Raw genomic sequence first — 10,981 nt, 5'->3', positions numbered from 1 at the left:
GCGTGCTGATCCATCCCGGCCAAGCCATCGCGCTGCAGCGCCACTACCACCGCTCCGAGCACTGGGTCGTGCTCTCCGGCACCGCCCGCGTCACCATGGAGGGCCAGTCCCGCATCCTGCGCGAGAACGAGGCCGTCTACCTCCCCATCGGCACCGACCACAAGCTCGAGAACCCCGGCAAGATCGACCTCGAACTCATCGAGGTCCGCACCGGACCCTATCTCGGCGAGGATGACGTCGTCCGCCTGGAGGAGCCTTGAGGTAGAGATCGTAGGTTGGGTTCGCCCGAGCGAACCCAACATCTTGCCGTCCTACGGCTTGTTGGGTTCGCAATGCGAACCCAACCTACTCGATGGATCTCAGAAGCGAATCGTCGTCGACACACCCAACGCCGCCATCGGCTTCTGCTCGCCCGGGCTGTTCGGCGAATCGTCCTGCAGCCGCAGGTTGATGCCGACCGTGTTGCGCCGCATCGGGATCGAGACGCCGAGATCGACGATGTTGATGTTCTCCTTGCTCTGGCTGACCGTGTTGCGCGGGTTGTTCAGGTGGTTGAGATAGGCGTGGTAATAGGACGCCTTGTAGGTCCAGTTGTCGCTGTCGACGAAGGTGCCGGTCACCCCGAACAGCTCAGCGTCGCCGTCGAGGCTGTCGCCCATCGCCCGCTTATAGAAGCGGTAGCCGTCCGGATAGGCGCCGCTCTCGTAGAAATAGCTGTAGATCTTGTCGTTCAGGAAGTTGGCGGTCGAGTTCGAATACTCGACATTGACCTTCCACACCGCCCCGTCGTCGCCCCACCCGTTCCACACCGATGCCCCGAGCACGGCGGCATTGCGCGACGGCAGCGGGATGCCGATGTCGGAATAGGCTGCGTCTTCACCGGTCAGCTCGCCATAGACCTCAAAGGGCTGGCCGAACAGCTGGGCGCTGTAGCGGGCGTCGAAGCCGGCGATCTGGTTGGCCGGGTCCTGGGCCTGCTGCGCGGCGCTGACGTTGGTGTTGCCGAAGAAGCCGTCGAAAAAGGTGCGGAAGCCACAGGGCCGGCCGCTGCCGCAGAACATCATGATGCGCGAGGCGCCCAGCTCCAGCCCTGGGATCGGGTTGACCGAGGCCCGCAGCCCGAACATCAGGGTGTTGCTGTTGATCCGGTCGTCCGGCAGCACGCCGAGGAAGCCGGTGAACTGCCAGGGACCGATCCAGCTCAGCCACGGCGTCTCGAAGGCGTGCGGGTTGGACCGCATGAAGCCGACCTTCGGGAACGGCCGGGCGTTGGTCGACAGGATCAGGCTGGTGGTCTCGCCCGGCCCCCACCACTGGTCGAGCCACCCGGCATAGAGGACCCAGTTGTCGATCCGCTGGGCCAGATAGGTGCCGTCCAGCGACGGCTGGAACGAGTCCTCGCCGGCGTAGTACCAGGGGCTGTCGCCCTTGACGAAGCGGGAATAGGCGCCGACCGACAGCCGCAGCGCGGTCGAATCGCCCATGTATTCGAAGGAGGCGGTGATCTCGCCGCGCTGCCGCGCCGTGTATTCGAAGCCGCGCACCAGGGCCGGCTGGTTGGTCAGGTCGGCCCGCAGTTCGGCATGCAGCTGGCCCTGTCGGGTCTCCGCCGCGGCCCGGGCGCGGACGCGGTCGAGCGCGGCCTGGGCGTAGGGCGGCAGCGCATCCCGGTCGGCTTTCGCCAGGCGGTAGGTGATCTGCGCCCAGGGAAGCGGCCAGGCGTTCAGCACGCCGTCGATCAGCCGGAAGTTCTCCAGGATGTGGATGTCGTTGCGCAGGGTCGAATCGCCCGGCTCCGCCCACGGGCTGGCCGTCGCCGTTCCCGTCGTCGCCGCAACGGTGCAGGCCGAGATGACGGCCGCGGCAACGACACTGGCAATCTTCCTCGCAACGGCCATTATTCCCCCCGGACGGCCTCCGAATACCTGCCTTGAATACACAAGACGCCTGCGGAAGCCCAGCCGCAGCATGAGGCGATATGCGCTCCTCCGCTCCGGTCACGGGCAGTGAGAGACAAATTTGTCACAATGGCAACGACAGTCCTTGGCGGCCGCGATCCGCTGCGCCATGTCTTTGAGATCGATTCTCAGGAGGCGTCATGCGCGTCCTTGTCCTTGCCCTGACCGCCCTCCTGCTCGGCGCCTGCGTGCAGACGCGGGTGGCGGGCTATGTCGACCCCGCCTATCGCGGCGGCGCGGCCATCCGATCGATCGCGGTGGCGGCGCAGACGCCGCGGCTGGCGGAGCGCGAGGCGCTGGAGAGCGCGGCGGTGGCCGAGCTCACGGCGAACGGGGTCCATGCCGTGCGGATGATCGACCTGGTGCCGCCGACACGGCCCGGCGGCCCGGCCGCCGAAGCCGCAGCGATCCGGACCGCCGGCGTCCGCGCCGTGCTGCGAATCGCCGTCGACCAGCGCGCCAGGGTGACCCGCTACATCCCGCCGACCTATGTCGGCGACCCGTTCTGGCCCTATGGCGGCTTCGGACCTTATGGCGGGTATTGGTACGGCCGCCCGGCCTTCGCCGGCCCGGTGGCCGGCGGCGGCTGGGTCGACGAGCCGGCCGCCCGCTACGAGGCCAGGCTGCAGGAGGCCGGCAACGGCACGGTGATCTGGACCGGGGAGGCCACCGCCCGCGGCAATTCCAGCTCCGACTTCGCCGATCTCGCGGCCCGGGCGGCCAAGGACCTGGTCGCGCGGCTGAAGCAGGACGGCCTGGTCTGAGAGCAAGAGCCGCGCGGGCCTGATTCGACGTCAGTCGGCGACGTGGACCTGGCAGCTGGTGGCGGCGATCGCGTCGCCGAACGGCGCCGGGGGAGCGCGATCGGTGAACAGGGCGTGCACCTCGCCGATCGAAGCCAGCCTCACCATGGCGTTGCGGCCGAACTTGGTGTGGTCGGCCACCAGGAACACCTGGCGCGAATTGTCGATGATCGCCCGGGCCACGCGCACCTCGCGGTAGTCGTAGTCCAGCAGCGTGCCGTCCTCGTCGATGCCGCTGATGCCGATGATCCCGACATCGACCTTGAACTGGCGGACGAAATCGAGCGTCGCCTCGCCGACGATGCCGCCGTCGCGGGCCCGGACCACGCCGCCGGCGACGATCACCTCGCAGCTCGCATTCGAATACAGGATGTTCGCGACATTGATGTTGTTGGTGATCACCCGCAGGCCCCGATGGCCCAGCAGCGCGCGGGCCACCTCCTCCGTTGTCGTGCCGATGTTGAGGAACAGCGAGGCGTTGTCCGGCACCTGCCGCGCCACCAGCTGGGCGATCCGGCGCTTCTCCTCCAGGCACAGCACCTGGCGGGTGGAATAGGCGAAATTCTCGACGCTGCCGGGCGCGGTGACGCCGCCGTGGAAGCGCCGCAGCAGCGACCGGTCCTGCAGCAGCGAGATGTCGCGGCGGATCGTCTGCGGCGTCACCTGGAACCGCTCGGCCAGGGTCTCGACCGTGACATAGCCTTCCTGGCGGACCAGCTCGACGATCTGGTTCTGGCGCGCCGTGGCGTTCATGGCCGCTCTGCTTCCCGTGGCTGGACGAAAAAGAATGCTAATGGGGAAGCGAAAACGATGCCAATATTTTCACTTGCGAACATCGCCCCTGCACGGTGGTCGCGGCGAACGCCTTGCGATCGGGCCGCACCGTGCTATGAAGGGCGGCAACGAAGATAGGGACGGACCGGATCATGGGTGCAGAGTGGGTCATCATCATCGGTGTGATCGCCTTCTTCTTCTGGCAGACCGTCACCCGCTGACGACGCAGCCGTCCCGCTGACGCCCGGCGCCGGCCGGAGCGCCGGCGCGGCACCACGTCCGCCCCTGCCCTTCCCTCAGCGCCGCGGCCGGCCCGCGGCGCGGTCGTCCCGTTCGCCGGTGCGCAGCGTCCACTCGACAACCTGCTTCAGCACGCCGCCCAGGGCGTCGTCCCAGGCCCGGATCACATCCGTGAAGTCCGGCCCCTTCACCTCGACCACCCGTTCGAAGCTCTCGCCGCCGATGATCGTCCGCTGCGGGAAGCGCACCAGCTTGGCGCCGATCCGCACCCGCACCCGGTAGGGCTGGCCCCTGCCAGCGCTCGGCCCGGAACTCGCGGATCTCGGGCTGCAGCACGTAGTTCGCGCGCAGGCCCGAGATCTGGCGGCCGACCGAGACGATCTTGCCGGTGTTCTCGAAGCTCTCGACCAGCAGGCCGACCACCATCGCCGGGGCCCGGTCGACCCAGGCCACCTTGGCGAAATAGTCCAGCGAGGTCTGGGTCTCGCTGATCGCGATCCGGTCGGTGTCGATGCCGGCATTGGCGGTCGGCATGTCGACCAGCAGCTGCCAGGTCACCTTCGGCAGGTCCGTGGCGAAGGTGTTCTTCGGCGTCAGCTCGTAGACCTGCGGCGCCGCCGGGGCCAGGGCGCTGATCCCGCCGCAGCCGGCCAGCCCGGCCGCGGCCGAGGAGACCGCGGCCTGCCGCAGGAAAAGGCGCCGGGACAGGGGGGAGAAACTCATCTTCACCTCTGGGAACCTTGCGGCGGCACGCCGCCGGACGAACCGCCGAACAGGAACTGCGCCGGGCTGCGGTCGAGCCGCGACAGGGTGCGGTTCAGGTTGTCGGTCAGCTGGCGCAGCTGGGTGATCAGCTGGGTGATCTCGTACAGGCCGTCGGTGGAGAAGCTCTCCACCCCCGGGCCGGACTGCTTGAGCAGCCGGGCCACGCCGTCGGCGCTCTGGCGCAGCGAGGCGATCATCTCGCGGGCATCGGCCACGGCGGCGTTGACCTGGGTGTTGGTGGTGGTCAGGAAGCCGTTGGCACCGGTGGTGATGCGGTCCAGGTCGGTCCGCGCCTCCGTCACCAGCCCGTCGATGTTCTGGGTCAGCGTGTCGATCCGCTCGATCGTCGCCGCCAGCTGGGTCGAGCGCTGCGCCAGAGCCGCGGTCAGGGTGTTCACATTGCCCAGGACCTCGGAAATGTTCCGGACGTTGTCCTCGGAGAAGATCCGCTGGACCTCGCGCGAGATGTCGGACAGCCGGTCGAGCAGCTGCGGCACGGTGTCGACGATCGCCTGCAGCCCGGACTGGCGCGACGGGATGACGGCGTATTCCTTGCCCTCCGCCTTCTCCAGCCGCGGAGCGCCCTGGGCGCCACCGCTGAGCAGGACGAAGGCGCCGCCGGTCAGGCCCTGGATCTCGAGCGATGCCACGGTGCCCTTGACGATCGGGGTGTTCGGCCGGACCGCGATCCGCACCTCCACCCGCTCGACATTCGACGGGTCGATCCGGACGTCCTCGACCGAGCCGACCGGGATGCCGCGGTAGCGCACCTGGCTGCCTTCCTGCAGCCCGGTGACGTTGCCCGAGAAGTAGATCAGGTAGCGCTCGGCATTCTCGCGCAGCCCCGACCCGCCGAGCCAGACGGCGAACACCACCAGCCCGACCATCAGGATCAGGACGAAGCTGCCGACGGCGACATAGCTCGCACGCGTCTCCATCTCAGCCCTCCGCCCCCGTATGCGCCTGCTCCAGGGCGGCGCGCTCGGCCGCCGCCGCACGGCCGCGCGGCCCGTGGAAATACTCCTGGATCCAGGGATGGTCGACCTTGAGCAGGTTCTCGTAGGTGTCGACCAGGATCTTCTTGTCGATCAGCACGGCGATGCGGTCGCAGATCGTGACCAGGCTGTCGAGATCGTGCGTGACCATGAACACCGTCAGCTTGAGGCTGCGCTGCAGCTCGGAGATCAGCTGGTCGAAGGCGGCGGCGCCGATCGGGTCGAGACCGGCGGTCGGCTCGTCGAGGAAGATGATCTCCGGGTCCAGCGCCAGCGCCCGGGCCAGGGCGGCGCGCTTGCGCATGCCGCCGGACAGCTCGGACGGGTGCTTGACCGCCGCGCTGCAGGCCAGGCCGGCCATCGCGATCTTCACCCGCGCCAGCTCGTCCATCATGTGGTGCGACAGTCGTGTGTACTCCTTCATCGGCACCTGGATGTTCTCGGCCACGGTCATCGAGCTGAACAGGGCGCCGTCCTGGAACATCACCCCCCAACGCCGCTGCACCGCCCGGCGTTCCGCCTCGTCCGCCTGGTCCATGTCGACGCCGAGCACCTCGATATTGCCGGCGGCGGGCCGGATCAGGCCGATGATCTCCTTCAGCAGCACCGACTTGCCGGTGCCCGACCCGCCGACGACCCCCAGCACCTCGCCGCGCCGCACGTCGAGATTCAGCCCCTCGTGAATGACCTGGCTGCCGAACTGGGTCTTCAGGCCGCGGACGCGGATCGCGACGTCCTCGTCCGGTGCCTGGCCCGGCGCCCGGGGATCCTCGCTCATCGTCAGACCCCCAGGGTGGCGAACAGGATGGAGAACAGCGCGTCGAGCACGATCACCAGGAAGATCGAGACGACGACGGACTGGGTGGTCAGCCGGCCGACGCTCTCGGCGCTGCCGGAGACCTTCAGCCCCTCATAGCAGCCGACCATGGCGATGGTGAAGGCGAAGACCGGGGCTTTGACCATGCCGACCCAGAAGGTGTTGATGCCGATCGCCGCCTGGAACTGGTTCAGAAACTGCACGAAGCTGATGTTCAGGGCGAAATACGACATGAACGCACCGCCCAGGATCGCCATCATGCTGGCATAGAAGCTCAAAAGCGGCAGGGTGATGGCGAGGGCGAAGACGCGGGGAATCACCAGCACCTCGATCGGGTCGAGGCCCAGCGTCTCCATCGCGTCGACCTCCTGGTTCACCTGCATGGTGCCGATCTGCGCGGTGAAGGCCGAGCCGGAGCGGCCGGCGACGATGATCGCCGTCATCAGCACGCCCAGCTCGCGCAGCACCGAGACGCCGAGCAGGTTGACCACGAAGATCTGGGCGCCGAAGCGGCTGAGCTGGTCCGCCCCCTGATAGGCCAGCACCACGCCGATCAGGAAGGACAGCAGGCCGACGATCGGCAGGGCATTGAGGCCGGTGGCCTCGATGTTGTGCGCCAGCGCCGTGAAGCGGATCCGGCCGGGCCGCAGCAGCGTGGCGATGCTCTTGACCACCAGCATGCCGAGGAAGCTCAACAGCGCCAGCGCCTCGTCCCGGAAATGGTAGGTCGCCTTGCCGGTGCGGTAGGCCAGCTCATACAGGATGTTGCGGTCGGGATGCTTGATCGGCTCGTCGCGCTCGACCCGCGACACGGCCTCCAGCAGGCCCTTCTGGTCGTCCGAGACGCCTTCGACCCGGACCGTGGCGCCGGCTGCCGCGAGATCCTCCTGGGTGCGATGCACCAGCCAGGCGCCGACCGTGTCCAGCCGGGTGACGCCGGACAGGTCCAGCACCACCTCGCCCTTCACCGGCTTCTGCACCAGCTCCGACAGCTCGCGGTCCAGGGGCGCCGCTGCACGCGTCACCCATGGCCCCTCGAGATGCAGCCTGGTGACGCCGCGCTCGACACGGCTGTCGATCCGGGCCTCGGCGTCGGCAGCCGCCGCTGCGGTCACCGTGCGGCCTCCCGGGCAACCGGTTCCCGCACCTGCGAATTGCCTTTCGGGCCGCAGGCACTACGATGCAGGGTCGCTCCGGCCCGCAACCAAGGACGTCCCATGGATCTCAAGTCGCACATACGCGGCATCCCGGATTTTCCCAAGCCAGGCATCCTGTTCTACGACATCTCGCCGCTTCTGGCCCACCCGCAAGCGTGGCGGCATGCCGTCGACAGCCTCGCGGCCAAGGTCCAGGCGTGGCAGCCGGACATCCTGGTCGGCATCGAATCTCGCGGGTTCCTGGCGGCGGCACCACTATCCTATGTGCTAGGCTGCGGCTTCGTGATGTGCCGCAAGCGCGGGAAGCTGCCCGGCGAGACGATCGGCCATCTCTACGATCTCGAATACGGGTCGGATGCGATCGAGATCCAGGCCGACGCGATCAAGCCGGGGATGAAGGCGGTGGTGCTGGACGACCTGCTGGCGACCGGCGGCACCATGGCGGCGGCGATCCAGCTGCTGCGCCGGGTCGGTGCCGATGTCCGCGGCGCGGCCTGCCTGATCGAGCTGTCGTTCCTCGGCGGCCGCGACAGGATCGACGCGCCGCTGGTCTCGCTGCTGCAATACGACAGCTGAGGCCATCGGACCGGGCGGGCGGCTCAGCGGACCTCCTGCTGCGGGGTCCCGCCGCCGCTCAGGTCATGCCAGGCGGTGCCGATCAGCGCCGCCGCCCCCACGGCCAGCAGCGCCACGGCCGCCACCATCACCAGGATGCGCAGGCTCGGCACGCTCGGCCGGTACTCCGGCTCGTCGAACAGGCTGTGATTGAGCCGGCGCAGAAGCTCGGTATCGCTGCGCGGGGCCGTGGGGCGGTCGAGGAAGCGTTCGACGACACGGTCCTCGCAGACGGAAAGGCCGGTTGAAGGCTGGACCGGCCGCTCGGCCGGCCTGCGCTGGATCGCCTGCACCTCTGTCATCGCCCGGCCCCTGACTCCATCCGCACCCGTCCTCGCGGCATTCATCGATGCCCGCATTATATGCGCGCCGCGGCGGTGCGCACCAAGCATCGCGTTTCCGGAGGTTTCCGGCGCTCATGGGGACGCCGGCATGGAGGCCGTCCGCCGGCGTCCCGGCCCGTTCGGGTGGCGATGCGCCCGTCTACTTCAGAACGACGACGGCTTCGACCTCGAAGAGCATGGGGTCGATGGCGAGCTTCGGGACGGGGATCAGCGTCTGCGCCGGCAGCGCCTCGCCGAACATGTCCTTCACCGCCTGGGTCAGCACCCCGAGCTTCGACATGTCGTGGTCGACCACGAAGACCGTGAGCTTGGCGACCTGATCTGGCCTGGCGCCGAGGGCATCGAGCGCGGCGCCCAGATTGGCGTAGGCCTGCCTGACCTGGGCAGCGAAGTCGGGCGACAGGGCGCCCGCGGCGTCCTGGCCGCCCTGTCCGGAGATGTAGGCCACGCGGGCTCCGGCGGGCGCGATCACCGCCGTGCTGTAGCCGTTCGGCGACGGGTCGTAGAGCGTCTTCGGATTGACGATGGTCAGCTTGGGATCGCTCTCATTCGCCGCCGTCGCGGCGGCAATACCCACGGTCATGATGATGAGCCCTCCGATAAGCAGATGCCCGGCTGCGCGTGGCATGGTTTCACCTTCGATCAGATCGTCGAGCGATTGACTCGTACGCCATACGAGTGGATCGCATCGTACGCCATACGAGTCAATCGGTCAGGGTCGACATCCGTGGCGTTGCCGGCCAGAATCGGCGGTCCGACCAGCGGGGAAGACGGATGACAGGCAAGCGTAGCGGGGCCGGGGGCAAGCGGTCTCAACGCATGGGCGAGAGGACCGGACGCGAACAGGAGCCGCCCCTCTCCCTGGAGCGCATCGTGACGGCGGCCGTGGAATTGCTGGACGCCCAGGGCGTCGAGGGCCTGACCATGCGCCGGCTGGCCGATCGCCTCGGCTCGGGCGTGATGAGCCTGTATTGGCACGTCGACAACAAGGAGGATGTCTTCGACCTGGCGCTCGACTCGGTGCTCGAGTACCGCGGACTGCCGCAGGATGGCGAGCCCCGGGACTGGCGCGAGGACGTCCACCATATGCTCGAGGACTGGCGCGCCAGCATGTTGCGCCATCCCTGGTCGGCGTCGTTGCTGCCGAGCCGGGCGCTCGGCCCGAACATCCTCGGCCGCCTGGAGCTGCTGAGCAGCGCCTTGTCCAGGGCCGAGGTTGCGGAGGCGGACATGAACGTCGCGATCTGGTCGCTCTGGAACTATGTGATGGGCGCCACCATCACCCGGACGAGCTTCGACCTCTCGGACGACGAAAGGGCCGCCGCGCGGCAGCGCCTTTCGGGGTTCGGCGAACGCTACCCGACCATCGACCGCTCCGGCCTGCTGCTGGATGACGATTGGGGCGGCACCTTCAGCAAAGGCCTCGGCTTCCTTCTGGACGGCCTCGCCCGGCGACGCTGACGCTCCACCCTGCCGACCGGGGCATTTCTGATAAATGCAATTAGGAATGACACGCATTTGCTTGACCGGCTCGGATGGATGTGAGAATGACTCTCAACATCGTCTTGTCCGATCAATCTCACCGTGGATGGGGACCATGCTGGATCAACCCTCAGCGCATGCCGTCGAGCCGCAGCGGCCCGCCCCTGCCAGCCTCGACACCCGCGACCTGTTCGGCGCCCGCCGCGAGCTGACCATCCAGCACGGCGAGGACGTTTACCGCCTGCGGATCACCCGCAACAGCAAGCTGATCCTGACCAAGTAGCCCTCCCTCGCTCGCGCCCCCAGCAAGCCGGGCACCGCCCGCCGCCAGGTCTGCGCGAGAACCCGTTGCCCGAACAGGTTCTCGTCATGCTTCGCAGTCCCGGCGGCCCCCGTTTTGGCCGCGCTTTCGCATGTCCTGTCGCACCCCGCCGGCCGCCGGCGCCCTTTGCCCCCGGTGATCGGAGAGCATGATGCAGAGCCTCGATACCGACCTCCCTGCCCCGCCGACCGCCCTCGCCGCGCGCTGGGCGGCGCTGCGGGCCGAGAAGCCGCAGCTGCGCGCCCGCGATGCTGCGGCGGAGCTGGGCGTCAGCGAGGGCGAGCTCGTCGCCTCGCAAGTGGGTGCCGGCACCACCCGCATCGGCGGGGAGTGGAGCACCATCCTGCAGGCGGTCGAGGCGCTCGGCCCGGTGATGGCGCTGACCCGCAACGAGAGCGTGGTGCACGAGAAGACCGGCGTGTACCGGAACGTCTCGGCCGGCAGCCATGTCGGCCTGGCGCTGGGCGCCGACATCGACCTGCGGCTGTTCTACACCCGCTGGGCGCACGGCTTCGCGGTCGGCGGCGCCGATCACCCGAAGCCGAGCCTGCAGTTCTTCGACGCCGCCGGCACCGCGATCCACAAGATCTTCCTGACCGAAACCAGCGACCGGGCCGCCTTCGCCGCCCTGGTCGAGCGCTTCCGCCATGCCGACCAGGCCCCGGCGCTGGTGCCGCAGGAGATCGTCCGCCCGGCGGTGCTGGACGAT

The 10,981-nt window shown here is 68.4% G+C and carries 14 protein-coding genes; 6 read left to right on the top strand and 8 right to left on the bottom strand.

Translation table 11 applies throughout. The features are described from left to right. A partial coding sequence (locus P409_RS15030) for a cupin domain-containing protein (RefSeq protein ID WP_152613389.1) occupies positions 1-260 on the top strand: 260 nt, incomplete at its 5' end. A gap of 99 nt (positions 261-359) precedes the next feature. Here P409_RS15030 and P409_RS36260 read toward each other — a convergent pair. Then, a complete protein-coding gene (locus tag P409_RS36260; protein ID WP_052120667.1) occupies positions 360-1,898 on the bottom strand; it encodes a capsule assembly Wzi family protein in 1,539 nt (512 codons plus the stop codon). Positions 1,899-2,098: 200 nt separating this feature from the next. On the opposite strand from P409_RS36260, the gene P409_RS15020 reads away from it, so the two are divergent. Continuing rightward, positions 2,099-2,722, top strand: coding sequence for a hypothetical protein (locus tag P409_RS15020; protein ID WP_034838262.1), 624 nt, complete (start codon positions 2,099-2,101; stop codon positions 2,720-2,722). 30 nt (positions 2,723-2,752) lie between these two features. Here the strand turns inward: P409_RS15020 and P409_RS15015 are convergent, their stop codons facing one another. From P409_RS15015 to P409_RS14995, 5 genes are all read right to left on the bottom strand, one after another. Then, positions 2,753-3,514 carry a DeoR/GlpR family DNA-binding transcription regulator gene (locus P409_RS15015; RefSeq protein WP_034838259.1) on the bottom strand — a complete coding sequence of 254 codons (762 nt, stop codon included), beginning with the start codon at positions 3,512-3,514 and terminating at the stop codon, positions 2,753-2,755. Positions 3,515-3,745: 231 nt separating this feature from the next. Next, a complete protein-coding gene (locus P409_RS37105) occupies positions 3,746-4,498 on the bottom strand; it encodes an ABC-type transport auxiliary lipoprotein family protein (protein WP_152613388.1) in 753 nt (250 codons plus the stop codon). Between the two features lie 2 nt (positions 4,499-4,500). After that, complete coding sequence (locus P409_RS15005) at positions 4,501-5,478, bottom strand: MlaD family protein (RefSeq protein ID WP_034838255.1); 978 nt, start codon at positions 5,476-5,478, stop codon at positions 4,501-4,503. Position 5,479: 1 nt separating this feature from the next. Then, positions 5,480-6,313, bottom strand: a complete 834-nt coding sequence (locus P409_RS15000) for an ABC transporter ATP-binding protein (RefSeq protein WP_052120664.1) — start codon at positions 6,311-6,313, stop codon at positions 5,480-5,482. Between the two features lie 2 nt (positions 6,314-6,315). After that, the gene (locus tag P409_RS14995; protein WP_034838253.1) at positions 6,316-7,467 is read right to left on the bottom strand and encodes an ABC transporter permease; all 1,152 of its coding nucleotides are present in this window, start codon (positions 7,465-7,467) and stop codon (positions 6,316-6,318) included. 102 nt (positions 7,468-7,569) lie between these two features. Here P409_RS14995 and P409_RS14990 point away from each other — a divergent pair, with 102 nt between their 5' ends. Then, positions 7,570-8,085 (top strand): adenine phosphoribosyltransferase, encoded by a 516-nt coding sequence (locus tag P409_RS14990; RefSeq protein ID WP_034838251.1) that lies wholly within the window; start codon positions 7,570-7,572, stop codon positions 8,083-8,085. A 23-nt stretch (positions 8,086-8,108) separates the two neighbouring features. Here P409_RS14990 and P409_RS14985 read toward each other — a convergent pair whose 3' ends face one another. Both P409_RS14985 and P409_RS14980 read right to left on the bottom strand, forming a co-directional pair. Then, positions 8,109-8,426 (bottom strand): hypothetical protein, encoded by a 318-nt coding sequence (locus P409_RS14985; RefSeq protein WP_034838249.1) that lies wholly within the window; start codon positions 8,424-8,426, stop codon positions 8,109-8,111. A 181-nt stretch (positions 8,427-8,607) separates the two neighbouring features. Next, complete coding sequence (locus P409_RS14980; protein WP_202964675.1) at positions 8,608-9,051, bottom strand: RidA family protein; 444 nt, start codon at positions 9,049-9,051, stop codon at positions 8,608-8,610. A 290-nt stretch (positions 9,052-9,341) separates the two neighbouring features. On the opposite strand from P409_RS14980, the gene P409_RS14975 reads away from it, so the two are divergent. The 3 genes from P409_RS14975 to P409_RS14965 all read left to right on the top strand — a co-directional run. Beyond that, positions 9,342-9,929, top strand: coding sequence for a TetR/AcrR family transcriptional regulator (locus P409_RS14975; protein ID WP_202964674.1), 588 nt, complete (start codon positions 9,342-9,344; stop codon positions 9,927-9,929). A gap of 136 nt (positions 9,930-10,065) precedes the next feature. Further along, a complete protein-coding gene (gene hemP / locus P409_RS37100) occupies positions 10,066-10,233 on the top strand; it encodes a hemin uptake protein HemP (RefSeq protein ID WP_193366495.1) in 168 nt (55 codons plus the stop codon). 190 nt (positions 10,234-10,423) lie between these two features. Then, the coding region (locus P409_RS14965; protein ID WP_275451538.1) for a ChuX/HutX family heme-like substrate-binding protein at positions 10,424-10,981 on the top strand (558 nt) is incomplete at its 3' end.

Origin of the sequence: Inquilinus limosus MP06 (genome assembly GCF_000767795.1) — a bacterium.
GTDB classification, from domain to species: domain Bacteria; phylum Pseudomonadota; class Alphaproteobacteria; order DSM-16000; family Inquilinaceae; genus Inquilinus; species Inquilinus limosus_E.
The sequence above is the reverse complement of the archived record's forward strand: the minus strand, read 5'-3'. Positions and strand labels throughout refer to the sequence as shown.

Excerpts from the sequence above, each read along its gene's own strand:
- P409_RS15015 (WP_034838259.1), bottom strand. The coding sequence starts at position 3,514 with ATGAACGCCACGGCGCGCCAGAACCAGATCGTCGAGCTGGTCCGCCAG.
- P409_RS36260 (WP_052120667.1), bottom strand. The coding sequence starts at position 1,898 with ATGGCCGTTGCGAGGAAGATTGCCAGTGTCGTTGCCGCGGCCGTCATC.
- P409_RS14990 (WP_034838251.1), top strand. The coding sequence starts at position 7,570 with ATGGATCTCAAGTCGCACATACGCGGCATCCCGGATTTTCCCAAGCCA.
- P409_RS15020 (WP_034838262.1), top strand. The coding sequence starts at position 2,099 with ATGCGCGTCCTTGTCCTTGCCCTGACCGCCCTCCTGCTCGGCGCCTGC.
- P409_RS15005 (WP_034838255.1), bottom strand. The coding sequence starts at position 5,478 with ATGGAGACGCGTGCGAGCTATGTCGCCGTCGGCAGCTTCGTCCTGATC.
- P409_RS37105 (WP_152613388.1), bottom strand. The coding sequence starts at position 4,498 with ATGAGTTTCTCCCCCCTGTCCCGGCGCCTTTTCCTGCGGCAGGCCGCG.
- hemP (WP_193366495.1), top strand. The coding sequence starts at position 10,066 with ATGCTGGATCAACCCTCAGCGCATGCCGTCGAGCCGCAGCGGCCCGCC.
- P409_RS14985 (WP_034838249.1), bottom strand. The coding sequence starts at position 8,426 with ATGACAGAGGTGCAGGCGATCCAGCGCAGGCCGGCCGAGCGGCCGGTC.
- P409_RS14980 (WP_202964675.1), bottom strand. The coding sequence starts at position 9,051 with ATGACCGTGGGTATTGCCGCCGCGACGGCGGCGAATGAGAGCGATCCC.
- P409_RS15000 (WP_052120664.1), bottom strand. The coding sequence starts at position 6,313 with ATGAGCGAGGATCCCCGGGCGCCGGGCCAGGCACCGGACGAGGACGTC.